22 protein-coding genes and 2 pseudogenes are annotated in these 25955 nt (G+C 52.7%); 12 read left to right on the top strand and 12 right to left on the bottom strand.

All coding sequences use genetic code 11. The annotated features are described in order from the left end of the window. Nucleotides 1–220: 220 nt before the first annotated feature. Both MHZ89_RS01730 and dcuR read left to right on the top strand, forming a co-directional pair. Entirely contained in the window at nt 221–1834 is a 1614-nt protein-coding gene (locus MHZ89_RS01730) for a sensor histidine kinase (protein ID WP_271152035.1), read from the top strand. After that, nucleotides 1831–2550, top strand: a complete 720-nt coding sequence (gene dcuR / locus MHZ89_RS01735) for a two-component system response regulator DcuR (protein ID WP_120452253.1) — start codon at nt 1831–1833, stop codon at nt 2548–2550. Before MHZ89_RS01730 ends, dcuR begins: the two co-directional genes overlap by 4 nt. Here the strand turns inward: dcuR and MHZ89_RS01740 are convergent. Together MHZ89_RS01740 and MHZ89_RS01745 are read right to left on the bottom strand one after the other, a co-directional pair. Then, the gene (locus MHZ89_RS01740) at nt 2531–3505 is read right to left on the bottom strand and encodes an FAD:protein FMN transferase (protein WP_311781605.1); all 975 of its coding nucleotides are present in this window, start codon (nt 3503–3505) and stop codon (nt 2531–2533) included. The genes dcuR and MHZ89_RS01740 overlap by 20 nt on opposite strands. 101 nt (nt 3506–3606) lie before the next feature. After that, nucleotides 3607–6384, bottom strand: coding sequence for a flavocytochrome c (locus MHZ89_RS01745; protein WP_311781606.1), 2778 nt, complete (start codon nt 6382–6384; stop codon nt 3607–3609). 577 nt (nt 6385–6961) lie between these two features. On the opposite strand from MHZ89_RS01745, the gene MHZ89_RS01750 reads away from it, so the two are divergent. Both MHZ89_RS01750 and fumA read left to right on the top strand, forming a co-directional pair. Further along, nucleotides 6962–8470, top strand: a complete 1509-nt coding sequence (locus MHZ89_RS01750) for an anion permease (RefSeq protein WP_311782240.1) — start codon at nt 6962–6964, stop codon at nt 8468–8470. Nucleotides 8471–8625: 155 nt separating this feature from the next. Beyond that, nucleotides 8626–10272: a class I fumarate hydratase FumA gene (fumA, locus tag MHZ89_RS01755; RefSeq protein WP_311781607.1), complete on the top strand. Its 1647-nt coding sequence runs from the start codon at nt 8626–8628 to the stop codon at nt 10270–10272. A 214-nt stretch (nt 10273–10486) separates the two neighbouring features. Here the strand turns inward: fumA and MHZ89_RS01760 are convergent, their stop codons facing one another. Further along, nucleotides 10487–10657 carry a hypothetical protein gene (locus MHZ89_RS01760; protein WP_311781608.1) on the bottom strand — a complete coding sequence of 57 codons (171 nt, stop codon included), beginning with the start codon at nt 10655–10657 and terminating at the stop codon, nt 10487–10489. Between the two features lie 179 nt (nt 10658–10836). Then, nucleotides 10837–12357, bottom strand: a complete 1521-nt coding sequence (locus MHZ89_RS01765; protein WP_120452245.1) for an aldehyde dehydrogenase family protein — start codon at nt 12355–12357, stop codon at nt 10837–10839. A 231-nt stretch (nt 12358–12588) separates the two neighbouring features. On the opposite strand from MHZ89_RS01765, the gene MHZ89_RS01770 reads away from it, so the two are divergent. Next, on the top strand, nt 12589–13158 hold the full coding sequence (locus tag MHZ89_RS01770) for a methyltransferase domain-containing protein (protein WP_311781609.1): 570 nt from the start codon (nt 12589–12591) through the stop codon (nt 13156–13158). Here the strand turns inward: MHZ89_RS01770 and MHZ89_RS01775 are convergent. Continuing rightward, entirely contained in the window at nt 13140–13862 is a 723-nt protein-coding gene (locus tag MHZ89_RS01775) for a glutamine amidotransferase (protein WP_311781610.1), read from the bottom strand. The two genes, MHZ89_RS01770 and MHZ89_RS01775, sit on opposite strands and share 19 nt — an antisense overlap. Before the next feature lie 183 nt (nt 13863–14045). Here MHZ89_RS01775 and MHZ89_RS01780 point away from each other — a divergent pair, with 183 nt between their 5' ends. Together MHZ89_RS01780 and MHZ89_RS01785 are read left to right on the top strand one after the other, a co-directional pair. Beyond that, nucleotides 14046–14930: an EamA family transporter gene (locus MHZ89_RS01780; protein ID WP_311781611.1), complete on the top strand. Its 885-nt coding sequence runs from the start codon at nt 14046–14048 to the stop codon at nt 14928–14930. Between the two features lie 47 nt (nt 14931–14977). Further along, a pseudogene (locus tag MHZ89_RS01785) lies at nt 14978–16342 on the top strand (CoA transferase). A 12-nt stretch (nt 16343–16354) separates the two neighbouring features. Here MHZ89_RS01785 and MHZ89_RS01790 read toward each other — a convergent pair. Continuing rightward, entirely contained in the window at nt 16355–16927 is a 573-nt protein-coding gene (locus tag MHZ89_RS01790) for a molecular chaperone (protein WP_269949135.1), read from the bottom strand. 23 nt (nt 16928–16950) lie between these two features. After that, nucleotides 16951–17292: pseudogene (locus tag MHZ89_RS01795) on the bottom strand (phosphatase); the annotation flags it as partial. Between the two features lie 251 nt (nt 17293–17543). Between MHZ89_RS01795 and MHZ89_RS01800 the strand changes: the two are divergent. Further along, nucleotides 17544–17804: a type II toxin-antitoxin system RelE/ParE family toxin gene (locus MHZ89_RS01800; RefSeq protein WP_311781612.1), complete on the top strand. Its 261-nt coding sequence runs from the start codon at nt 17544–17546 to the stop codon at nt 17802–17804. 70 nt (nt 17805–17874) lie between these two features. Further along, nucleotides 17875–18240 (top strand): helix-turn-helix transcriptional regulator, encoded by a 366-nt coding sequence (locus MHZ89_RS01805; protein WP_311781613.1) that lies wholly within the window; start codon nt 17875–17877, stop codon nt 18238–18240. A 33-nt stretch (nt 18241–18273) separates the two neighbouring features. Here MHZ89_RS01805 and MHZ89_RS01810 read toward each other — a convergent pair whose 3' ends face one another. Continuing rightward, nucleotides 18274–18633, bottom strand: a complete 360-nt coding sequence (locus MHZ89_RS01810; RefSeq protein ID WP_311782241.1) for a hypothetical protein — start codon at nt 18631–18633, stop codon at nt 18274–18276. A gap of 139 nt (nt 18634–18772) precedes the next feature. After that, a complete protein-coding gene (locus MHZ89_RS01815; RefSeq protein ID WP_311781614.1) occupies nt 18773–19447 on the bottom strand; it encodes an EAL domain-containing protein in 675 nt (224 codons plus the stop codon). Between the two features lie 214 nt (nt 19448–19661). On the opposite strand from MHZ89_RS01815, the gene MHZ89_RS01820 reads away from it, so the two are divergent. The 3 genes from MHZ89_RS01820 to MHZ89_RS01830 all read left to right on the top strand — a co-directional run bounded on the left by MHZ89_RS01820 (nt 19662) and on the right by MHZ89_RS01830 (nt 21550). Continuing rightward, nucleotides 19662–19952: a hypothetical protein gene (locus MHZ89_RS01820; RefSeq protein ID WP_311781615.1), complete on the top strand. Its 291-nt coding sequence runs from the start codon at nt 19662–19664 to the stop codon at nt 19950–19952. Nucleotides 19953–19963: 11 nt separating this feature from the next. Then, nucleotides 19964–20617 (top strand): hypothetical protein, encoded by a 654-nt coding sequence (locus tag MHZ89_RS01825; protein ID WP_311781616.1) that lies wholly within the window; start codon nt 19964–19966, stop codon nt 20615–20617. Nucleotides 20618–20731: 114 nt separating this feature from the next. Further along, nucleotides 20732–21550: a hypothetical protein gene (locus MHZ89_RS01830; protein ID WP_311781617.1), complete on the top strand. Its 819-nt coding sequence runs from the start codon at nt 20732–20734 to the stop codon at nt 21548–21550. 29 nt (nt 21551–21579) lie between these two features. On the opposite strand, the gene MHZ89_RS01835 is transcribed toward MHZ89_RS01830, so the two are convergent. From MHZ89_RS01835 to MHZ89_RS01845, 3 genes are all read right to left on the bottom strand, one after another. Then, entirely contained in the window at nt 21580–22200 is a 621-nt protein-coding gene (locus MHZ89_RS01835; RefSeq protein ID WP_311781618.1) for a glycoside hydrolase family protein, read from the bottom strand. Nucleotides 22201–22479: 279 nt separating this feature from the next. Beyond that, nucleotides 22480–22752, bottom strand: a complete 273-nt coding sequence (locus MHZ89_RS01840; RefSeq protein WP_311781619.1) for a hypothetical protein — start codon at nt 22750–22752, stop codon at nt 22480–22482. A 28-nt stretch (nt 22753–22780) separates the two neighbouring features. Then, nucleotides 22781–25951, bottom strand: a complete 3171-nt coding sequence (locus tag MHZ89_RS01845) for a hypothetical protein (protein WP_311781620.1) — start codon at nt 25949–25951, stop codon at nt 22781–22783. Nucleotides 25952–25955: the final 4 nt, after the last annotated feature.

A 25955-nucleotide genomic window follows, 5' to 3' on the forward strand; every position in this document is an offset into this window, starting at 1 on the left:
GCAGTTCCTCCCTGCCAGACGATACTTGCTCCGGTGCTATGTCGGGGTAATAAAGCCTCTTTAGTATGCTGTAACTAAGATAGCAGGCTGCGCCAGGTTAAAAACCTGTGGCAAACCAGCCTGCGCTCCCTGCCCGGCCGCTTTACGCGCAGAATAAAAGCCTTTGCAAAGCCGCAGAGAAAGGGATAATACCCCACCGCTTTCCGACAAAGGACCGACGATGCGCGACACACCGCAGGGCAACCTGACCCGCAAAAAACATATGAAGCTGAGCACGCTCGTCACGCTGATGATCGGTGCGGTGGTGACCTTCGTACTGCTGAGCGTGCATCTGCTCTACTTCTTTCAAATCGGCAACGCCACGCAAAAGCAGCTGGAAGACAAGGCATTGGCCGTTGCGCGTACGCTGGCGGACGTACCGGCGATTCAGCAGGCGCTTCTTGGGTCGCCGAACGCCGACATTATCCAGCCCATCGCCCGCGCGGCGCAGCAGCACAATAATCTGCTGTTCGTGGTGGTGACCAATATGCAGGGCATTCGCTACTCCCATCTTAATCCGGCGCTGATCGGCCAGCATTTTATCGGCGACGATATTAACCCTGCGCTGCAGGGCAAAGAGAACGTCTCAGTTAACCGCGGCTCACTGGCGGAGGCGCTGCGCGTCTTTACGCCGGTCTATGACGCGCAGCAGCGGCAGATTGGCGTGGTCTCGATAGGCATCTCTCTGGAGGCGGTCAGCGTTCAGATCAACCAGAGCCGCTGGAGCATTATCTGGACCATTCTGATTGGCGCGCTGGCGGGCACGCTGGGCACACTGGCGCTGGTAAAAACCCTGAAGCGCATACTCTTTGGTCTGGAACCCTGGGAGATCTCGTCGCTGTTTGAACAGCGTCAGGCGATTCTGCACTCGGTCAAAGAGGGGGTTATCGCGGTAGACGCGCATGCGGAGGTATCGCTAATCAACGAGGCGGCGCAGAAGCTGCTGACGGATAACAGCGCCGGCAGCATGGATGACGCCAGTGTTATCCATGCTCAGCTGCAGGAGACGCTGCGCACCGGCCGCGCACGACGCGACGAGGAGCTGAATCTCAACGGCCATGTGCTGTTGAGCAATACCGTACCGGTCTACAGCCAGCAGCGGCTGATCGGCGCGGTCTGTACCTTCAGGGATAAAACCGAAATCACACAGCTTCTGCAGCGCCTGAGCGGCATGGTAAACTACGTTGACGCGCTGCGTGAGCGCTCGCATGAATTTATGAATAAGCTGCACGTCATTCTTGGCCTGCTGCACATGAAAAACTATGCGCAGGTCGAAGCCTATATTTTAAAGACGGCGAACAACTACCAGACCGAGATCGGTTCGCTGCTCGACAAAATTAAGTCGCCGGTGATCGCCGGTTTCCTGCTGAGTAAAATCAACCGCGCGTCGGACAGCGGCCATCGTCTGACGCTGAGCGACGCCAGCTTTTTGCCGGATATCGGCAACGAGCAGCAGATCGCCGTGTTGATTACCGTACTTGGCAACCTTATCGAGAACGCGCTCGACGCGCTCGGCGAGGAAAACAACGGTGATATTCACGTGATGCTGCACTATCAGAACGGCTGGCTGGCCTGTGAAGTCAGCGATGACGGGCCGGGCATCGCGACCGATCAGCTGGATGCTATCTTTGACAAAGGCTTCTCGACGAAAGGCGAAGATCGCGGCGTCGGGCTTTATCTGCTGAAGCAGCAGACGGAAAGCCTTGGCGGCAGCGTCAGCGTTGAGTCGGAACCCGGCGTGTTCACCCAATTTTTTGTACAACTTCCCTGGGATGGAGGCAACAAAACCGCATGATCAATGTGTTAGTGGTCGATGATGATGCTATGGTCGCTGAGCTGAATCGCGTTTACGTCGGGCAGGTGCCGGGCTTTCACTGCGTCGGAACGGCGTCGACGCTGCAGCAGGCGAAAGAGATGATCCTTCACAGCGAGCCCGCCGTGGATCTGGTGCTGCTCGATATCTATCTGCAGCATGAGAACGGCCTGGATCTGCTGCCGGAGCTGCGTGAGGCGAAACAGCCTGTCGAGGTGATCATTATTTCATCCGCCGCTGACGCCGCCACCATCAAAACCTCGCTGCACTACGGCGTGGTGGATTACCTGATTAAGCCGTTCCAGTTCCCGCGTTTTGAAGAAGCCCTGACCAACTGGCGGCAAAAGAAATCGCTGATGGATAACCACCTTTACTACCAGCAGGCGGAAGTCGATCAGCTGATCCACGGCAATCCCCCCACCAGCAACGACAGCAAACGGCTGCCGAAAGGGCTGACGCCGCAGACGCTGCGCACCCTGTGTCAGTGGATCGACGCCCATCCCGGCAGCGAATTCTCGACCGACGAACTGGCGGCGGAGGTCAATATCTCACGCGTCTCCTGCCGCAAATACCTTATCTGGCTGGCGCAGATCAATATTCTCTTTACCAGCATCCACTACGGCGCGACCGGCCGTCCGGTCTATCGCTACCGCCTGCAGCCGGAATATCACTCGCTGCTCAGGCAGTACTGTCAGTAACCAGCCGGTAGCTGTGGTCGTGCAGGCGAAACCTGAACTGGCGCGACGAGGAGCAGATCACCTCATGGTCGCGGGTAAGGAATATCGCCTCGATATGGGGCGTATCGCGCAGCGCCAGCAGGCTCTTCTCCACGCCCAGCCCATAGAGCAGCGTGGTATAGATATCGCCGTCAAGCGAGCGGTCGGAGATCACCGTAACGCTCAGCAGCTCGTTGTCGAGCGGATAGCCGCTGCGCGCATCAAGAATATGGTGATAGCAGCGCCCGTCTTGCTCGAAGTAGCGCTCGTAGATCCCGGAAGTCACCACTGACTTACCCGCCACTTCAATAACGCCAGTCAGCTCCCCGGCGTTGCCAAATGGCGTTTTCAGCCCCACAGACCAGCCGCGGGTCTGCGGCGGCGCGCCGAGCGTCTGCACGTTGCCACCCAGATTGATAAGGGCCCTTTCCACCCCCTGCTGGCGCAGAAAGCTGCGCACCCGATCGGCGATATAGCCTTTGGCGATAGCGCCCAGATCGATCTCCATGCCTGGCTGACGCAGGAACACGCTGAGCCGGCTGGGATCCAGCTCGACCTGGCGCGGATCGGTTAACGCCATCCGCTGTTCCAGCTCAGCGCGTGGCGGCACGCTGTTGCCCTGAAAGCCGATCTTCCAGCGCTTGACCAGCGGGCCGATAGTGAAATTAAACAGGCTTTCCGGCAGCAGGCTGACCTGATGCGCGCACTGGATCAGCTCAAACACCTCGCGGCTGACGCTTATCGCCTCTTTGCCTGCCGCATGGTTGACCGCCATCACCTCTGACTGGGCGCGGTTGACCGTGAGAATATTTTCATAATGGCGGATCAGGCGGAAAACCTGGGCGGCGAGGCTGGCATTATCGTCAAAGAGTTTAAGCAGAATGGGCGAGCCCATTAGCACTGCGGAATAGGCGTAAACGCCTTCGTCGGCTGACATACTCGCCTCGGTTGTCAAAGTGAACCTGCGGCTGGCGAGGCCGCAGCGAGCAATCCTTCCACGCCCGCTGCGCCACGCCGGGTACGGCTACCAGCAGCAGACTAGCTGCGCGCCAGGGCCGCCGCGTTACGTCCGGCAAGGATACCAAAGATAATGATATCCGCCACGGCATTGCCGCCGATGCGGTTGGCACCGTGGATGCCGCCGACCACTTCGCCCGCCGCCCAGGCGCCGCGGATCGGCTGTTTATTGCTGTCGAGCACCGCGGTATCGGTATTAATGGTCACGCCGCCCATGGTGTGATGCACCCCTGGCGCCACGCGAATAGCGTAGAAAGGCCCCTGATTGAGAGGATGACGCAGCGCCGTGGTGCGGCCGAAATCCTCATCTTTCTGGTCCACGACAAACTGGTTGTAGCGCGCCAGCGTCTCTTCCAGCGTGGTGTGCTCCATATTGAGTTTCACCGCCAGCTCGCCCACGGTGGGCGCGCTGATAACAAAGCCCTTGGCGATATACTCATCCGCCGCTTTGTTGTTCGCCCGCACCTGCTCGTCGAAAACCACCCAGGCGCTCTTCTCAGGCAGCGCAATAATCTGCGCGGAAACTTTGTCGCGCGTCTCCATCTCGTTAAAGAAGCGTTTGCCCTCCTGCGACACCAGGATCGCGCCGCCGCCGCGAATCGACTCGGAGATAAGATAAGAGGTAGTCTGCTCGACGGTAGGATGGATCTGGATTTCGCCCATATCCACGGTATCCGCGCCCAGCTTCTGCAGCATAGCGATACCGCTGCCGGTCGCGCCTTTATGGTTAGTCGTGACGAAACCATCCAGCTCTGGGCGGTATTTCACGACCATCTCGCGGTTGGCGCTAAAGCCGCCGGTGGCGACGATAACGCTTTTCGCATAGAGGATGCGGCTGTCGTAATACTCATCCACCACCTTCACGCCGGTGACCGCGCCGTTCTCAGTGAGAATTTCCGCGACCGAGGTATCGAGCAGCACTTCAATGTTGCGCTTGTTGATGTTTTTTACCAGGCCGCTGATCAGGTAGCCGCCAACCGCCGAGCGATCCGCAGGACGGTGCGTACGGTCGATGCTCATCCCGCCGGTGATGGTGATATCGTTCAGCTCGATGCCGTGGTCGGCCAGCCAGTCGATCGCCTCCGGCGCCAGCTCGACGAACTCGCGCAGCAGCACCGGATTGTTTTTGTTCTGGCCGCCTTTCAGCGTCTCCTGATAAAAAAGCTCTTTGCTGTCCTTGATGCCTTTCATCGCCTGGAAACGGGTTTCCGCCGCGTTCATGCCCACCGAGGCTTTGATGGTGTTGCCGCCGATGGTCGGCATTTTCTCGATAATCACCACGCGTGCGCCTTCGTCATGCGCCTGGATGGCCGCCGCCAGGCCTGCGCCGCCGCTACCGATGACCACAACGTCGTAGTTTTGCGGCGCGGCGGGGTTGCCGCCCTCTTCAATCACATACTCTTTGCTAGAGGTAGAGAGCGCGCGCGATACCGCTTTTTTCAGCGCCTCGCTCTGGGTAGTCGCGCCGGTAATGGCATCGACGTGCGGGCTGTTGGCAACCAGAATCCGGTTACGCAGGCTTTCAAAGGTTTCGGTGAAATCGACGTCCAGCGTATCGTCCGGCACCATTGAGATGTCGGTGATACGGTCGGTATCCAGCGTGACGTTGATTTTCAGCTTCAGCGCTTCCGCCTCCACTTTTTCCTGATAAACGCCCGCCTTATATTTGCGGCCCGGCGCGCTGACTTCGCGGATCAACGCGTCCACCAGCGAGAAGCGCCACAGCGGTTCCGGGATCATCAGGGCTTCGCGCTGGGTGCTGTCGATATAGAGGTCAAGGTGCTCATTATTCAGGATGCGATCCGCCCAGTCCGGGTAGGCAATACAGGCTTTACCGATCGCCACCAGGTCGTAGCCATGCTCCAGCGCCTTCTCCGCATCCGCTTTATTCACCACGCCGCCCACGCCAATCACCGGCACCTTCGCCAGCCGCTCAGAGCGCTGCGCAATAAATTTATCGATCAGCGGCGTGGGATCCTGGGTGTCGACGATGGAGGGACGCAGCAGCTGACCAACCGAGAAGTGCACATAGTCAAGCCCGCGCTCCGCCAGTTTCTCCAGCAGATAGAGCGTATCGGCGAAGCGGATGCCGGGCACTTCGATCTCTTCCGGCGAGAAGCGATAGCCGATAATAAAGGTGTTGTGTGCGATGCGCTCCGCCATCTTATGGGCGATATCCAGCACCGCCAGCGGGAAACGGGCGCGATTTTCGCGGCTGCCGCCCCACTTGTCGTCGCGCTGGTTGGAGTTCGGGGAATAGAACTGCTGAATCAGGTAGGTGTTGGCACCGTGGAGTTCGACGCCATCGAAGCCTGCTTTGATGGCGCGGTTCACCGCGTCACCGAATTTCGTGATCATTACCTCGACTTCATCAGCGTTCAGCGCCTGCGGCGTGGTTGCGCCTTCGCGCGGCGCGGCGATAGCGCTGGGGCCGACCGGCGTTTTGCCGCCGATCAGCTCAGGTTCGACCATACGGCCGCCGTGGTAGATCTGTAAGATGGCCGTTGAGCCCTGGGATTTGATCGCGTCGGCGATGCGGGCGAGGCCAGCGATTTTATTGTCGTTGTCGATGGCGATCGCGCCAGGAAAGGCGGGGCCTTTCGCGTCGATAAAGCAGCACTCGACGATAACCGTACCAAGCGTACCGGCGCGCGCGCGATAGTACTCCACCAGCTCGCTGGTTACGGTGCCGTCGTAAAAACCTGTACAGGTGGTCATCGGCGCCATGACCAGACGATTTTTTAATACCGCGCCGTTGGGCAAAGTCAGCGGATTTAAAAGCGGGGTGCGAGTATTCATTTAGATTAACTCCGGAAATTAAAAGCTGAAAATTCTTGCGGACGAGGCTTGCTGGCAATTATTAAAAGGTCCGACTTCATGCCCCTAATATACCAGTTACTTTAGATACAAAAGAAATGAATATAGTTATAAAACTTTTAAAGCAGCGGAGTTATTTATTTTGCAAACCTTAATATTTTAGTTATAGTAATGTTAGCGAAAGCGCTGGAAAAATCAAATTATTGTTAAGACTAAAAAACAATACAGTTTTTTCAATAACATATTGAAGGCATAATTTACAGAAAAAGGCGCTGTTATCGCTTCTTTTTGATAATAATTTTTCTTAAAAGGGCAATATGCGTTTTAAAGAAAGCGAGCCCATAAAAAGCCAAACTCACTCTTTGATCCAGATCAAAATTTACTATTTCGGCAGGCGCATCATATAGTCATAGCGCAAAGGTTTATTTAATAAAGTTGTCATCTGAAGACGTTATTCAATAAGGTTTTGCTGCAAGCGTTCTGCGCGCGTTAATTATCAAAAGCGCATCAGCAAAGCCGAGATTCTCTTTTTTATAACTTGCAGACCCTTACTATGAACATGAAAAAACCGCTGAACGAAGCCGCGCAACCTGCGCCCGTCCCGCCGCCGGGACAACATAAACGCTGGCTTATGCTGGCTCTTCCCATCGTGGTCGCCGTACTGCTGCTGCTGGTGCCGACGCCAGCGGGCCTTGAGCCTTACGCCTGGCACTTTTTCGCCATCTTTGTCGGCGTGATTGTCGGCCTGATCTTCGAGCCGCTGCCAGGCGCGGTAATCGGTCTGACCGGCGTGGTGATTATCGCCCTCTTCAGCCAGTATGTGCTGTTTAGTCCTGCCGAGCTGGCGAAGCCCGGCTTTAAGGTTGCCACAGAGTCCTTTAAATGGGGCGTCAGCGGTTTCGGCAACTCCACCGTCTGGCTGATTTTTGGCGCCTTTATGTTCGCCGCCGGCTACGATAAAACCCAGTTCGGACGCCGGCTGGCGCTGATCCTGGTGAAGTATCTCGGCCGCCGCAGCCTGACGCTCGGTTACGCCATTACCTTCGCCGATCTGCTGCTGGCGCCCTTTACGCCCTCAAACACCGCGCGCAGCGGCGGTACCATCTACCCGATTATCGCCAACCTGCCGCCGCTCTACGGTTCTAAACCCAACGACCCGAGCGCGCGCCGCATCGGCTCCTATCTGATGTGGGTCGCCATCACCGCCGCCTGTATCACCAGCTCGATGTTCCTGTCGGCGCTGGCGCCGAACCTGCTGGCGCTGGCGCTGGTGAAAAGCGTCATTGGCTTCGATATCTCCTGGGGCATGTGGTTTATCGCTTTCCTGCCGCTCGGCGTACTGCTGATCCTGACGATGCCGCTGCTCGCCTACTGGCTCTACCCGCCGGAAGTGAAAGTTAACGATGAAGTGCCGCGCTGGGCCACCGCCGAGCTGCAAAAGCTGGGCAAGCTGTCGCGCAATGAGATTCTGCTGCTGATCTTTGTGGTGTGCGCGCTGCTGATGTGGATTTTCGCCACCGCCTGGATTGAGCCGGCAATGGCTGCCCTGCTGGTTATCGTGCTGATGCTCTGGACCGGCGTGCTGAACTGGAGCGATATCACCAGCAACAAAGCGGCGTGGAACACCTTCGCCTGGTTCGCCACTCTGGTGGCGCTGGCGGATGGTCTGGCGCGTGTCGGCTTTATCGCCTGGCTGGGCAAAGAGGGCGGCATGCTGCTGCAGGGTTACGATCCGCAGGTCTCCGCCGTGGTGCTGCTGATCGCCTTTTATCTGCTGCACTACCTGTTCGCCAGCACCACCGCGCATACCACCGCGCTGCTGCCTGCGATGCTGACTATCGCCGCGGCGATTCCGGGCATCAACATGCCGGTGTTCTGCCTGATGCTCTGTACCTCGCTCGGCGTAATGGGAATTATCACCCCTTACGGCACCGGCCCCAGCCCGATTTACTACGGCAGCGGCTATCTGCCCACGAAAGACTACTGGCGTCTGGGCACCATTTTCGGCCTGCTGTTCCTGGTGCTGCTGATGCTGATCGCCTATCCGTGGATGGTCATGATGTTCTAAAGCAGGCGACGAGACAGGTTAATAAAGTGTAAAATCTTTTTCCTTCTGCTTACGTCAGCCGCGTCCCGCGCGGCTGACGAAATAACAACCAACAATAGTTGCGGCTGTTCGCCTCGCGCTGCGCGAGCCGACAAGTCCGTGTTAAGTGAGCCGAGATGTCGAATAAACCTTTCTACTATCAAGAACCCTTTCCGCTGTCCCATGATGACACCCAGTACTATCTGCTGACCCGCGAGCACGTTTCCGTCGCCAGCTTCGAAGGCGAAGAGGTGTTGAAGGTCGATCCGAAAGCGCTGACCCTGCTGGCACAGCAGGCGTTTCATGATGCCTCCTTTATGCTGCGTCCGGCGCACCAGCAGCAGGTCGCCTCTATTCTGGCGGACAGTGAAGCGAGCGAGAACGATAAATATGTTGCCCTGCAGTTTCTGCGCAACTCGGAAATCGCCGCTAAAGGCGTGCTGCCGACCTGCCAGGATACCGGCACCGCGATCATTATGGGTAAAAAAGGCCAGCGCGTCTGGACCGGCGGCGGCGATGAAGCCGCGCTGTCGCAGGGCGTCTATAACACCTTTATCGAAGATAACCTGCGCTACTCGCAGAACGCCGCGCTCGATATGTACAACGAGGTGAATACCGGCACCAACCTGCCAGCGCAGATCGACCTCTACAGCACCGACGGCGATGAGTATAAATTCCTCTGCATCGCCAAGGGCGGCGGCTCCGCCAATAAAACCTATCTCTATCAGGAGACTAAGGCGCTGCTCAGTCCCGGCAAGCTGAAGAACTATCTGGTAGACAAGATGATGTCGCTCGGCACCGCTGCCTGCCCGCCCTACCATATCGCGTTTGTGATTGGCGGCACCTCGGCGGAGAGCACGCTGAAAACCGTGAAGCTCGCCTCGACGCACTATTACGATAGCCTGCCGACCAGCGGCAACGAGCATGGCCAGGCGTTTCGCGATCTGGCGCTGGAGCAGGAATTGCTGGAAGCGGCGCAGCAGCTTGGCCTGGGCGCGCAGTTTGGCGGCAAATATTTCGCGCACGATATTCGGGTGATCCGCCTTCCACGCCACGGCGCCTCTTGTCCGGTGGGGATGGGCGTCTCCTGCTCGGCGGACCGCAATATCAAAGCGAAGATTAACCGCGACGGCATCTGGATTGAGAAGCTGGAAGATAACCCGGCGCAGTATATTCCTGAAGCGCTGCGCCAGCAGGGCGAAGGCGGCGTGGTCAGCGTCGATCTTAACCGTCCGATGAAAGAGATCCTGGCGCAGCTGTCGGCCTATCCGGTTTCTACGCGTCTGTCGCTGAGCGGCACCATTATCGTGGCGCGCGATATCGCGCACGCGAAGCTGAAAGAGCGCATCGACAGCGGCGAAGGGCTGCCGCAGTACGTGAAAGATCACCCGATCTACTACGCCGGTCCGGCGAAGACGCCAGCGGGCTACGCCTCTGGCTCGCTTGGCCCGACCACGGCTGGCCGCATGGATTCCTATGTCGATCTGCTACAGTCACACGGCGGCAGCATGATTATGCTGGCGAAAGGCAACCGCAGCCAGCAGGTGACCGATGCCTGCCATAAACACGGCGGTTTCTATCTCGGCAGTATCGGTGGCCCGGCTGCCGTACTGGCGCAGCAGAGCATCAAGAAGCTGGAGTGCGTGGAGTATGCCGAACTGGGCATGGAGGCGATCTGGAAAATAGAGGTCGAGAACTTCCCGGCGTTTATCCTGGTAGATGATAAAGGCAACGACTTCTTTAAGCAGATTCAGGACAGCACCTGCGCGCGCTGCGTGAAATAAAAAACCAATGCCCTGTAGAGGGCATTATTTGTTGCTCACGCGACTGGCAGGGGGCAATGGCAAAAGAGGCTTTACGCATCCCTGCTCGCCCGGCCCGCGACATCTCTGTCGCGGCCGCTTTACTTCCCAAATCCTGCCAGCCGCCTGTTAAGCTTTCGCGCCGCCTGCAAAAACCGGCTTCAGGCGCATGATGTTCATATAACGCGGCGGCTGGTTACCAGAAACGCGGCACTTCAGACGTCTCGCCCGCCAGTCGCCGATCGGCGTTGTCGCCATCGCGCATACCAGCCGCCTGACGGTCCGGCAGGTTAACGGCAATAATGCTGTACTCCAGCCCGTCCAGCACTTCGTCATGTTCATTCAGCACGTTATAGATCTCGTTCATCAACATTCCTTATTCGGTTCGGCCTCAGGCCTGTCAGGAAGCACTCTCCTGACCTTGCCACAGCAATCTTACGCGGTTATGACAGTTAACAATGGGTCGAAAAAACGCTAAATGCACTGAGATAAATATGAAATAAAAACGGCGCGTTGCCCAGAGAGCAACGCGCCGCAGACGGTAAATCAGAAGAAACCGAGCGGCTGTACGCTGTAGCTCACCAGCAGGTTTTTGGTCTGCTGATAGTGATCCAGCATCATCTTGTGAGTTTCGCGCCCGATACCCGATTTTTTATAGCCGCCAAAGGCGGCGTGTGCCGGATAGAGGTGGTAACAGTTGGTCCAGACGCGTCCCGCCTTAATAGCGCGGCCGACGCGATAAGCGCGGTTGATATCGCGCGTCCAGACGCCCGCGCCCAGCCCGTAAATCGAGTCGTTGGCGATGGCGATCGCTTCCGCCTCATCCTTAAAGGTCGTGATGCCCACCACCGGCCCGAAGATCTCCTCCTGGAAAACGCGCATACTGTTGTTGCCCTTCAGCAGCGTAGGCTGAATGTAATAGCCGCTGGCGAGATGCCCTTCCAGCTTCTCGACGCCGCCGCCGGTCAGCACTTCTGCGCCCTCCTGACGGGCAATTTCCAGATAAGAGAGGATCTTGTCGAACTGCTGCTGCGACGCCTGCGCGCCGACCATGGTTTCGCTGTCCATCGGATCGCCGCGCTTAATGGTTTTGATGCGTTTCATCACCGCCGCCATAAAGGGCTCATAGATCGACTCCTGCACCAGCGCGCGCGATGGACAGGTACAGACTTCGCCCTGGTTGAGGAAGCCGAGCACCACGCCTTCGGCAGCCTTCTCTATAAAGCTCTCCTCCGCCTGCATGATGTCTTCAAAGAAAATATTCGGCGACTTGCCGCCCAGCTCGACGGTAGAGGGGATCAAATTTTTCGCCGCCAGTTCGAGAATATGGCCGCCGGTTGCCGTAGAGCCGGTAAAGGCAACTTTGGCGATGTCGGGATGAGAGGCCAGCGCCTCGCCCGCCTCTTTGCCGTAGCCATGCACCACGTTCAGCACGCCGGGCGGCAGCAGGTCCTTAATCAGTTCAACAAACAGCGTAATGCTCAGCGGCGTCTGCTCGGCTGGCTTCAGCACCACGCAGTTGCCCGCGCCCAGCGCTGGCGCCAGCTTCCATGCCGCCATCAGCAGCGGGAAGTTCCAAGGGATAATCTGCGCCACCACGCCCAGCGGCTCATGGAAATGATAGGCGGCGGTAAACTCGTCAATCTCAGCGGCCGTCCCCTCCTGCGCCCGCACGCAGCCGGCAAAATAGCGGAAATGATCCACCGCCAGCGGCATATCGGCAGCCAGCGTTTCACGCACCGGCTTACCGTTATCCCAGGTCTCATTCACCGCCATATATTCGAGGTTTTGTTCCAGCCGGTCAGCGATCCTGAGCAGCGCCAGCGAACGCTGCTGCGGCGACGTTTTACCCCAGGCTTCGGCTGCGGCCTGCGCCGCGGCGACGGCATTATCCACGTCTGCCTTGTCCGAGCGCGGGAATTCCCCTGCCACCGAACCGTTGACCGGCGACGTATTGGTGAAGTAGTTGCCGTTCACCGGCGGCACGAATTCGCCGTTGATAAAGTTGCCGTAGGTTTTCTGGAGGTGAATCAGAGAACCCTGTTCTCCGGGAGAGGCGTAACGCATGGTGAATCTCCTTACAGGTCAGGAATTGAAACAACAATGAAACTTGCCGTTAACAATGAATGAACAAACCTAGCCTGTCAGATGTTGCTGTCGGAAACTGTGACCGCCGCAAAGGAAAAGCGCACCGCTCAGGCGCACAGATAATTCTGAGAACAGGTCAGAGCGCGGAAAAAAAGCGAAACTTCGGGCCGTATCAGGGTCAACAAAGGAGATTAATAACAGGAGAGTGACATGCTGGCTTCGGCTTTTACCCTTATGCGCGCAAAAGCAGACTTTATTCATCAGTTTATTCGCCACCCGCGCAAGATGGGCAGCATTACGCCCTCATCGGCAGCGCTCTGCCGCGCCATGAGCGACAGCGTCTGCTGGGACAGCGCCCTGCGCGTCGCTGAACTCGGCGCAGGCGACGGCGTGCTGACGCGTCACCTGCTGGCGCGCATGCAGCCGCAGGCGGAACTGGAGGTGTTTGAGATTAGCGCGCCGCTGGCGGATAAGCTGCGCGCGCTGGAGGATAGCCGTATGCAGGTTCGCCACTGTTCAGCGGAGTATCTGAGCGGGGAGTATGATGCGATCTTTTCCGGCCTGCCGCTGCTGTCGCTTCCGCCCGCGCTGCGCGACAACATTTTACGGGCGGTGTGTAATGCGCTCGGACCGGGCGGCCTCTTCATACAGTTTCAGTATACCTCGATGACTCAGCCCGATCTGTCACGCTACTTTACCTGGCAGCGCCAGCGGGTGCTGAAAAACGTGCCGCCCGCCTGGGTTTACCGCTGCAGACGCGGTTACGCTCCCTTCGCCTGACCCGCCTGCGGACGCGTCTGTTGCCAGAACGCCACCAGCAGCTGTCGCGCCCAGTCAGTGCCCTCAATATCCGCGCCGCTGTCGCTGGCCTCCTGCGGCAGACAGGCGCGCATTATGCGGCGCGAAAATTCAGGGTGAAACTGCACCGACAGCGCCTGCGGCGAATAGCGCAGGATCTGACAGCCATCTTTGTCCGATTTCGCCAGCACCTGCGCCTGCGGCGGCGGCGCAATTACCGTCTGGCGGTGCGACAGCCAGGCGCTGAACCGGCCCGGAAACGCCGCAAGCAGTGCGTCGCGCTGCGCCGCCGCTTCACAGGTCAGCGGCAGCAGACCGCGCTCCCAGCCGTTGGGGTTATCCGCCACCTTGCCGCCCAGCGCGTAGGCCATCAGCTGATGGCCGTAGCAGACGCCCAGCAGCGGCAGCTCAGCCTCTATCGCCGCCCGCACCCACGCCGCGCTGCGCTCGCTCCAGTCGGCGTGATCGGTGACCATCGCCCAGGAGCCGCTGAGGATCGCGCCGCTGATCTGATCGAACTGCGGCAGGGACTCCCCCAGATGAGGACGCACAATCACATAATCGTCGGGCAGCAGGCCAAGCGCCTCGATAAACCAGCGCGGCTGTTCGCCGATACGCGCCGCAACCTCGGCAGGGGGAACTTCTAACTGAATCAGGGCAAGGGGCAAAGCAGAAGTGGATGTCATACCGAACCGGATCCTTTACAGATAAACGTCTCGGTGAACCAGTCTGACAGCAAAGCGGCAGCTTGTCTTATGATTTTCCCGCACCTGTCATAACATAAAAATATTTACTGGCACCTGTCAGCGCCTCTCCGCTTCGTGCCATCATTAAGAGGTGGCGAAAAAATAACAGCGAAGGACAGGATTGTGGCATTGCGGCATTTTTTTCTGGTGTTGATGGTGGTTTCCATCTGGGCATTCAACAATGTGGCGGTAAAGTGGGGGCTGCTGGAGCTGCCGCCGCTGTTCCTTACCTGGATGCGCTTTGTGGTGGTGGCGATTGTGCTTATCCCCTTCTGTCGCATCACGCGACAGCAGCTGCCCTGGCTGCTCGCGCTCGCCTTTACCTTCGGCTTTATGCACTTTTCGCTGCTGTTTGTCGGCATGCGCTATACCGACGCCGGTACCGGCGCGATTGTGGTGCAGCTCGGCACGCCTATCGCCATGCTGCTGGCGATGGTGGTGCTGAAGGAGCGGCTGAAAGCAATCCAGCTGATCGGCATCGCCATCTCCCTGAGCGGCGTCGCGGTGCTCTCCGGCAGCCCGACCATACCCGCCTGGTGGGTGCTGGTTATTCTGCTTTGCAGCGCTACCGGCTGGGCGGTCAGCAATCTTATCGTCAAAAAATCGCCGCCGATTAAGCCCCTTACCATGACCGGCTGGATCGCTTTTCTGGCGGTGCCCATCGTTGGGCTGTCGAGTTTTGTTATGGAGTCGCATCAGTTCTACGCGCTGAGTCAGGCGGGATGGCGCGGCTGGTTCGGCATTCTCTACAGCGCCATCGCCTCTTCGATAGTCGCCTATACCCTGTGGTATGGCCTGCTGAAGAAGTACAACGTCAATCTGATTATGCCCTACTCGCTGCTGACCCCGGTGCTGTCGGTACTGATGGGCATTGTGGTGCTGGGCGACAGCCTTAACAGCTTTAAAATCATCGGCGCCTCGCTGGTGGTCTGCGGTACGGCGATAGCGGTCATTAACGTGCGCAGCCTGCGGATGCATGCGCGCTTCCCGCGCCTGCGCCGCCGCTGAAAAAGCGGTGCTATGCTCTGAATACCGTCTGTTTCTGGAGAACCATTATGGATTATCAGCTCGCCGCGTCACTGTGGCAGCAGCTGCGGCAAGGATTGCGTGGCTCTGATGACGTAACCGCCGCACCCACTTTTCTCGATACTGCCACCTTCTCATCCGCCTTCGCCGTCAGTGAACTGGCCGCCGCCAGTATCGGACTGGCGACGCAGGCGACGGCGGATTTTATCGGCAGTGACCAGCCGGTCAGCGTGAACGTGCGCCTCGCCTCGCGCTGGTTTCAGAGCAGCTTTGTTCCCCGCAACCGCCCTGCGCCCGCCCTCTAGGACGCTTTTGCCGGTGATTATCGCAGCGCCGACGGCTGGATCCGCCTGCATACCAATGCGCCACATCACCGCGCGGCGATGACGCGCGTGCTGGGAGAGCAGTCCGGCCGCGACGCGCTGGCGCACCAGGTGGCGCGCTGGCAGGCTGGCACGCTGGAGCAGGCGATTGTCGATGCGGGCGGCTGCGCCGCGCAGATGCGCAGCGAACAGCAGTGGCAACAGCATCCACAAGGTCAGGCGGTGGGCGAAGAGCCGCTGATCGACTGGCAACGCGCCGTCGCCGCCCCGGCGCGTCGCTGGCCAGTGCCTGCCGCCCGACCGCTGCTCGGCGTGCGCGTTTTAGATCTGACGCGCGTTATCGCCGGGCCGGTCGCGACGCGTTTTCTTGCCAGCCTGGGCGCGGAGGTACTGCGTATCGATCCGCCCGGCTGGCACGAGCCGACGCTGGATGAAGAGATTACCTGCGGCAAACGGCGCGCCGTGGTCGATTTTAAAACGGCGTCGGGCCGCGAGACGCTGCGCGAGCTGCTGGAACAGGCCGATCTGCTGGTGCATGGCTATCGCGCCGACGCGCTGGAGCAGCTGGGGTTTGACGCTGAAACGCGCGCGAAGCTGTCGCCAGGCCTGGTCGATATCGGCCTTAATGCCTGGGGCTGGCGCGGGCCATGGCGCAACCGCCGCGGCTTCGACAGTCTGGTGCAGATGGCGTGCGGCATCGCCGATAGCGGCATGCGCTGGTCAGGACGGGAGACGCCAACGCCGCTGCCGGTTCAGGCGCTGGATCACGCAACGGGCTATCTGATGGCCGCCGCGGCGCTGGAGGGTTTGCGCCAGCGGCGCGCAAGCGGCTATGGCGTTCAGGCGCGACTGTCGCTGGCGCGCACCGCCCTGCTGTTACAGCAGCATCCCAGCCGGGAAGAGAGTCCCTCAGCGGGCATCCTTGCGCATCAGCACGATACGCTGCCGATGGTGGAGCTTACGCCATGGGGAGTGGGTGAACGTCTGCGCGCCGCCGCGCGTCTGCCCGGCACGCCGCAGCTCTGCGCGACGCCGGGCTGTGCGCCGGGCAGGCATCCGGCGCGCTGGTAAAACCGGACTGAGTTATTCCTGTTCTTCGCCGTCGTCTCCGGCGGCTTCATTAAGCTCATCCCACATCGCCTGAATAGCCTCGCGGCTCAGCGCCGCCAGCGTGCGGTAGAAAGGCGTGGTGGCGTGCGCCTCGACCTTGCCGAGAAACGCGCCGCACCAGGGCAGCAGATAGCTATCGAACAGGGCAAACTGCGCCTCGCTCTCATCTTCAGCGGACTGATCTTCCAGCCAGGAGGCCGCCAGCATCAGCACGCCGAAATGGTCAGCTGGCGCGTCGCTGAGCGGCATACCGCGCGAGGCGAGAAAAGCGCGCACTTCTGGCTCTGGCTTGCCCTCCGGCCACTGAGAGGCGTAAGGCGGGACGCTACAGTCGGGGCCGACAAACAGCGCATTGTAATCCGCCGCCAGCGCCTGGGGATCGCTGTTTTGCTGCAGACGCTGCAGCAGCTCATCCTGCTCCAGCGGCCATTGCGCGCCAAGTTTGCCCTCGCGCAGCAGCGTAAACAGCGGAACCAGCAGCGGATCCTGCGGCTGACGGTTAAACAGAGAGCCGATTACGCGGCAGAGAATGGAAAACTCGTTCATGCACTATTCCAGAGGTAAAAGGGTTAGAAATCCGCCAGTTCGGCAATCTGCTTGCCGGTGCGCTGCTCAAGGAAATCGAGCAGGCGGCGCGGCGTGACATTTAACACGCGATCTTCAGGAAAATCCACTTCGCGCGTGATGCGCAGACAGTGCTCAAAATTCCCCAGCGTAAAGGCGGTATGGGAATCGGAACCAAAGGCGAGCTTGCCGCCCGCGTCGCGCACCGCTTCGGCGATGGCGCGGCAGTTTGGCTCGCTGCCGGGGCGCGAGGTGGTAAACGAGGAGTTATTGATCTCCAGCGCCACGTTGTAGTGCGCCGCCGCCTCGGCGATGGCGCGGATATCCACCGGAAATTTCGGGTTGCCGAAAGTAATTTGTGAACACATAATACTTACCTATTAAACCCTATGTCAATCAAGTAATTAAAGCACATGCAGGTTAGTAATTAACCATAAGGCATAATGCAGATCTTTACCAACTTCATAGTATGTACACCTTCAAACCGCGTAAGAAAATTACATTAGATAATTAGAAAAATGATCTTGCAATGATTAGGCATTGATCATACTATCTAATCATCCCAAGCGGGATATGTTCTTTAAAATTTGGGGGCATAATGGTTGAAGTAGTTTGGTCTAAGCGTGCATTGAAGCACTTGACTAAGATCGATAGCCGCTACCGGAAAGCCATTAACGAGAAGACTCAGCAGTTAGTAACCTTCCCTCTTGTGACTTTAGACATAAAGAAGTTACAGGATACAGATAACCAGTACAGGTTACGTGTTGGTGACTACAGGATAATCTTTGAGTTGATAGATGGTGAACCGGTAGTACTAAGGATCGAAGAAGTGACACGCAGAACATCGAAGACTTACTGATACAAGGCGGGGCAACCCGCCGATTATGCTCCATGACATTAACCGCGACTCCAAGACACCCGGATAAACTATGTCAAAACAGTACATTTATGATGAAGCAGGTAAGCCACAATTTGTGGTACTTCCTGTAGCAGAGTACGAAAAACTTCTCTCAGACGCTGAAGGCGAATGGGAGAGTATACCTATTGAAGCAGGCCCAGATGATGACGAAACTGTACCTGGTGAAGTCGTGAACATCATGGTTGAACAGGACGTAAGCTTACAAGCCGCCTGGCGTATCCATCGTGGTTTGAGTCAGTACGATGTAGCGGAAAAATTAGGTACTACTCAGAGTGCTATCTCTCAGTTAGAACGTGCAGAGAGTAAGCCACAGAAGAAGACTCGTGAACGTCTGGCAAAGCTCTATGATTGCCGTCCAGAACAGTTAGTACTCTAAAGCAAAAGGCCACCTGAATTGGTGGCCTTTTGTTTATTTGAGATCATATGTTGAGCTATCGCCTGAACCATCACTATAAACTTCTTTAAGATTAAGTTTTTTACCGTTGATACTATAGGTAATAACTTCATCGGCTGGATCGTTACGCCATCTGCCTGTGCTTTCAGGATTATCAGATGCCCACATTACTCGATCTCCTTCAAGTCGGCACTTGATAGCCCAGCGTGTGTCATCTGACGGTCGGTTGTAATGAACATAAGCGATACCGTCAGCATCAACTTTATCCAGCTTCATGATTTTATAATCACGTCCAAAAGTCATTGCAGCGGTAGCTTTACAAATTTGCCCTAATTGCGGATTAGCATTAACTTTCGCAGCCTGTGCTTCTGGGATAGGGCCGCTTTTGCCGGACAACTGAACATAAGCAGTAAGACCAGCAATCGCGATAAACAGTACATGACGTGTTTTCACAAGGAATCCTTTTCTGAAAAATAGACAGAAGTTATATCGGCATTACTTGTGTTTTCTTTAGTTATAAGAGTGTTTGTACTCTATTGAGAGGAACACTTTTAAAGAGATAACCTTGCACTCCCCAAATGCCGCTTTCACGGAGTATGGGCAATTCCTCAATGAACTCTACCCCTTCGACTACTACACGATCACAGTACTTCTTGATGTTATCAATGAGGGTACAGAAGGTAGGTTTTTCTATCTCTTGCCTATAAAATTTTCTGTCCAATTTTACGACTTCATAAACCTGCGTAGTGACAGCTTGCATGTTTGCACGCCCTGCCCCTAAATCATCAAGCCAAAGTATATTGAGATTTTCTACAAGGCTTCTGATTACAGAATTATTCATTCCATCATTTAACCCTTCAAAATCTTCAGAGATTTCTAATCGCACAAATGGCAGTTGCATAACAATGTTCTTCAGCCACGGATCATTCAGTAAGAGGTCAGCAAGATCAAAATCAATGTTCACGGTGCAGTACTGGTTGTTATGCCTAAACCAGTGTGAATACTCTTCAATCGTGAGTAATTGATCAATCAGTAGCTGCCTTTTTGCCTCCACTGACAAACTCTTAATGTAGTACTTAGGGTTAATGACTTGGTACAGGCCAGGCTGTTCAAACTTTGTCAGTACTTCAACCCCTAAAAGTTTTCCATCTGTTGTGTGAATAGGCTGTGCCCAAAAACTATGTTCCATTTTCGTTCCTTCGCTTTTGAATGTTGTGCGAAGAATTATTGATCGTTTTTACCTATTGGTACAGATCATTTTGAAATGTTTTAGATATCATAAAAGCACCTATTAATTCATAGGTTATTGATAGATATCACATTGCACTTTCTACTTGTCGAATGTAGTTAATCCAGCAATACTACTGTATGCACATACAGTAATAAAATTTTAGGGGGGCATAATGGCTATTATTGAAATGGCGGGAAAAACGATCGTTTACTGTCAGAAAGGAGATATGTTCACGTACTATAAACCTGCGTTACACAGTAGTTATGGTTTGTTTGAAAGCTACACTACTCCTGGCTTCTACTGGATCGTGTTCATCTATCCATATCATGTTGAATTTATAATAAACACGCCGATGTACATAGATGATGCGTTCAGAATCGCACAGGAACACGGTACAACTAACTATTCAGTTCGTGAAACGCGTAGTATTATGTTTGAAGATTTCGACAACTTGCCTTTATAAAGGAAGAGTAGATGGCATGGTATGAAGTAACCGGAACAGTATCAGATATGGTTATGGCGGCGGCTGCTGTTTATGCAGCATCTAAAGCAGATGATTTTTTCCGAGCGAAAAAAAATGAAGCTGCACTGAAAGCTGCAATTACTTTGTATGATGATGTAATGCCAAAACTTTATGAAAAAAATAGAAAACTAATTTTTAAATTCAGTAAACTTGAATGGTATGCAACATATATAAAAAATAAAACCAAGCCCTCTCAAGATTTAAATGAAAACAATAGTGAAATCTTTTCATCCATTGCTGAAATACAGAATTACTGTGATCTTATGTTTGATTGCCACAGAAACATAGTAAGCTCAAGAATAGGTTTTAAGCTCAAAGAAAGAAAAGATTTCACTTTAATAGTCGGGAGAACAAGTTTGCTTTTAGCAAAACTCACATCGCTAAAACACATTCATGATGACATAAATACTTTTGACAAATACGCAGAAGAAGAAGTGCCTTACATTAGGAACACTTCAAGAGAAGAGTTAATCAATGATTTTTTTGAGAAAATCTACCAAGTAAAAGAATCACATGACCATTTACATGAAGTAATCAAAGTATATGGAAGCCCTTCAATGACAGCGGATGAACACTTTAGAAAGAAAAGATTTTTCGAAAAGTAGTAAGGGTTGTCGCCCATAGAGGTTTGCAGAACACTCTTCCATTTAGGTTAGGGCGACAATGAATGATATGGCAAATTGACTATTTTTTAAAGCTCAATACAAGACGGGAGCCTTATGTTTAGTGAATCCTTTCAACAGTTCTTAATCGAAGCATCCTTAGCAAGTTCATCGATTCGTGGGGGATTAACAGCCCTCAACAGATGCACCATTACAGATAAAGGTACTTTCTATAGTGCATTCTTTCCATTGTCTGTTGGGCTTGAAAGATTTTTTAAGATTATCTACATTTTGCAGTATATGGTAAACAACAACCTCAATAAGCCAGAATTTAAAGAAATTAGAGCGTTAGGTCACGACATAAGATCGTTGCATAAAGCTGCCGCTGATATTGGTAAAAATCATACAGAAAACACATCACTATTTGATCTTAATGATTTGCAGTCCGATATAATTAACATGCTGTCTGATTTTGGTGATCAGTCAAGATATTATGTTTTAAATACAATTACAAAAGCAAAAAAGAAGACCAACGATCCATTACAAATGTGGAACGACATAATTGACTCTGGTTTTTGGCTTCATTTTTCTGAAAGTAAAAGAAAGAAAGTAGTCGATAATGCAATAAGCATCGTAGATAGGTCAGGAGAGTTTACCTATTCTCAGTATTTCAGCTTAGATGGTTTTATCATGTCAGAAATTGATTTTATCGTTTTGGACTGGAAAATAAAAAATGTTTCGCCTTGTATAGTTGCTGAAATCATTGCCCTTTTACAACCCTATTACACCTTGTTATGTAAACTCAGAGAGAGCATTTTCATTATTGATCAATCCAAGGGAAGCCGGGAACAACCAGTGCCTTACTTTGAAGAATTATTCCCATACCTCTTAGAATCCCCGACAAGAGCAAAAAAACGCAAAAATTGGCTCCAATGAAAAAGGGATACCGTATGGTATCCCCTCTTTTACTTCCCAAATTTGTGTATATAGCTTTGAATCTCTTCTTTATCCGTCATAGTACCGGCAAGTAGTTCACTTTCCATTAAACGCCTTGTGTACAGCCCGTAGCATAGCTTGTTAGGCTTACCATGAAGGTACTGAGAGCAATCATAATAGTACTTACTATTTCTGTGTTCCCAACGTCCTTTATAGTAATCTGGCTTCTTCTGAGAGACGTAACGCCATTGCAGTACAGCCTTACTTGCCTGTGCATAGTTTCCTTCTGCAAGTTTCTTTTTCACTGTACTGTTATTCGCTGCGTTTATACCTGCGTTATAGGCGAAATCCAAAAAACCTACAGTTGTTGAAACTGGCATTACTGGCAGATTGTTCAGTACTATTGTGTACTTATAAAGCGTCTTATCAAGCAGTACATCACACTCTTTTTTTGTATACTCTTTCTGTATGGCTTCTGTCATTTGTGGAACATAGCCATAACAAAGAGTCGTAATACCAACAGGATCTTTATACGGTGAGTAACTACCGTTAGGATTCATCGATGGTAATCCTTCAAAGGTTACTACGCTTGTTCCAAACAGAAGTATTACCCCTGCACTTATTCCCTTAATTGTGCTTTTTATATCCATCCATAGACTCCGTTTTTAATATCTTGAAGTCAGTTATATCAGTACAATCATGAATCTTTCCATCCACTACTACACATTGAATATAACTAATTCCTTTCGGCTCTGTTTGTTTACTATTGTGTACAAAGAACAGGACAGAACCGATAACGATAATAAGTGCGATAACAATCTTTTTCATATAAACCTCTCATAAAATTAAAAATCAGGAAGGGAAGTTATTTTCCTTTCCTGATATTATTTAATGAATTAGTGCAAAAAAGAGGTTCAAATGAAATGAGTTCATTGTTCTTTTTTATCTTTATAGTACTTTTTGATCTTCTTATACCAGCCATATGAGAACTGTATGAACTTAACTAAATTCATCACGAACAAAAGTACTGCACCAATAGCGAGAATGATTGTCACCCATCCACCTAATGTAACTCCCATGAAAGCTAAGTTAGAAATTTGAGTACTTGTTATTGCTGCTGCAATACCCTGATGTGTTAGTTGATCAGTAATACATGAACCGTATACTGTTATTGCTGTAATTACTTCTTTATCTGGTAGCATCCCTGCCCCCTGGTTAAAGGGGTAATAATTACCCCTGTAGTTTGTTATTATTATCCACTGAATCAAGATATGCGTTAACCCCGTCACTTAGCTTTGAACTATATGCCGCGTCGTCTAATCCCCTCCATCTTTGGACAAGTTTGTTATAATCGCCGCCATTTTCTGAATCTAAAATTTCAATGATCTTTTTGGCAATTGAGTTATATGTTTTTCTGAACTGTGGAGTACTACCCATAACGCCTTTCTTACCGTACCCAAAAGTAGGATCATCAGGACGTGCAGCCATAACCTTAGCTTGATCGATAAAGTTATTAGCGTACTCAAGTTCTTCACTGGTGAAGTACTGCGGGTAACGGGAAACCATATCCTGCATCAAACTACCGGTAATCTGAGCTGGGCCATAGGCAGTACTTGTACCACCTACAGTACTATCCGGTTGGCCTGTACGTATCCACGGATCTTTAAGCCCGCCAGTTTCAGCATGAACAATACCGTTATACAACGCCTCGTTACGTAGACTGATTTCAGTTTGAGTACTTTTCTGTGTTTCCGCTTGAGGTACTTCTACAGGCTGAGGTACTTGAACAGGTTCAGATACTGATTGAGGCTGGCTTACAGGTTTTTTAGACTGAGTATCAATTGTACTTGCCCCACGTCCTAATGCCTCCGTTGCGGTCATACTGTTGTCTATCACCTTCTGAATCATAGGTACGTTTTTACGTGCAAGAGCCTCCATATCCTTTTGAGATAAAGAGTTCCAGTACTGTACAGCTTGGTTGTATGTATCAATATCAGCCTGGCTTGCATTACTACCTGGTGCTGTAGTTTGAGATACACGTTGTGCCTGTAGCCGTTGCATCTCTTTCTCAGCAAGTACATCAGTCATGTTCTTGCCCTTACTACTTTTCAGATAGCTTTTGAGTGCTAACGATTCTTGTACTTTTGCAGCGTTATCAGGCTTAGTTAACCAGTCAATGTACTGGCTCGCCTTGCGGTTAGTACCGCGTAAGCCATCAACTACACCGTCAGTAATCGCTTTTCTGGCTCCTACTCCTACCAGGTGTCCAGCAACATATCCGACAGGGCCATGTAGGACTCCGCCGAGTACGCCTGACGCCCAACCGATACCGCCGCCTAAATTCCCATACCAGAATGGGCTACCAGGATCTTTAGGTTTAGCTCGGAGCTTTGTAATATCAGCAGCATCAATTAATGCACTGTTAATAGATTGCTGAACAGGAGCATAAGGAATTTTACTACCAGCACTAATCAGTTCATCTGAAGCAGCACTTTGTACATCGGAGTTACGTAGAAGTTTGGCAAGAGTACCAAAGTTCATTTCGCCTGATTTTTCAGCTTCCTCTAATGCACGGTTACGAACTGCGGTACTCAAGCCCTGCCCTAATTTAACTGCGTTATTGCTTACTGCTGGACTGTCTTTAGTGGCAATACGTCCAAGTACTGAATCCTTGACATTATTAGTGTTGAACTCACCAGATGTTCGATTGAACAGTTTGTTTTCAGCAGCCTGTTCATTAGGATCATTGGCAATTTTACTTAGTACTGATTTCTTACCAATAGCATTTACGCCATCACCATAAAACTCATCAGCTTCACGATATAGGCTACCGGCAGTAGGGTTAATACTACTGATCGTTGCATCCGCTTCCTGTTTCAATCCAGATAGTACTTCACGGATAGCATCTCTGCTTGTGTACTCGCCCTGACGAAATGCAACTTCTGCTTTATTAGTTAGAGTTCGCTTCCACTTATCCAAATCTTGAATATTATGTAGATCGGCTTTGTTGAAGTTCTCAAGCGTTCTACGTACTTCAGGAGTAAGGTTCACATCCCCCATTCTTTCATTTTCATCCAAATGGTACTGAGCTACTTTCTTAGTAGTAGGCATCTTCAGTTGACTAACCTGAGCTTGATCCAGTAATTGCTGTGCTTCATTCGCCCGTGCTGTGTAGAGCTTTGACGCCTCTTTATGAAAATCATTACCTAACGCAACGCCTGCATTTTGAAGCGTATCTGGTGAAACATTCACATCATCAATAGCACCTTTAATGGCATCACCACTATCTGTAGCTGCATTACGTTGTGACCAGATTGAATCATCCTTGTTGAGTGCCCTACGTTCAGCATTGATGTAACGACTACCTGTATCGTTGAACACCTGAGAAGGTACAAGTAATGAGTTACCTGCATCATCAGTAGTTGCAGCAGTAAACGCTTTCTGTGCTTCAGCACGTGCAGTAGGATCGGTAATGTTGCTCTGAGTGATGTTCTGTACTGTATCTGGATTAGTTTTATCGCCGTATCTGCGTAACATGGCTGCGTCTTTAGTGATACCAAGTGCAGGTATATCTAACCCTAAATCAGCCAGTTTATTACCGATACCAGAACCTAATGCAGTTACGCCTTTCACAAGATAAGGTGCTGCTGCACCACCTGCTGCCCCAAATCCAGCACTTGTAGCCAGTTCACGGCCATTAAAAGCATCGCCAACAGTTTTATCACTTGCCGCTGCATCTGCTGCCTGACCAGCTAAAGTACCTCCAGCGGTTAATGCAGCCCCGATCCCCAAACGTGCCAGCAGCGATGTACCACCGGTTACTGGTAATGTTGCCGCCAGCGTTGAGTACTCTGCGAGATCTTTTGCATCTTTCCCCATTGCCAAACTACCCGCCAGATCAACTTCATCCATTGGGTACTGTTCAGGGTTTTGAGCCTTCAGTGCCTGAGCTTGTGGTAAGTACTCTTCAATTTGTTTTTTACGCTCCTGGAAAAGTTCTTCTTCATCTGGATTACGATTTTTACTTTTTAAATCTTTGTACTGCCCTGCGTAATCGAATGATGTAGCTCCATCCCAAATAGCACCGTTTCTGTCTGTGAATTTTTGTAGTACAGAACGATTATCAGCACCTGTTGGTGAACCTAATGAACCATCTTCTGCGGCCTGATGTAGTGCATTTTGAGCATTAGTTAACTGAGCATCGATAGTACTGGCAATATCAGAGGTAGGTAATGCATTTGCAGTAAAATCATTATAGACAGTACTTACATCATCACCATTCTGTTCAACCTGTGGACGAATTACTTTATTAAAATAATCTTCAGCAATTGCACGTTGTGTTTCAGGTGTCTCGTTTAGAAAATCCTGACTGTTTTTTATTTCTGACCATGACTTAGCCATATAT

It is taken from the genome of Pantoea sp. ACRSB (assembly GCF_022346905.1).
Classification (GTDB): Bacteria; Pseudomonadota; Gammaproteobacteria; order Enterobacterales; family Enterobacteriaceae; genus Pantoea; species Pantoea piersonii.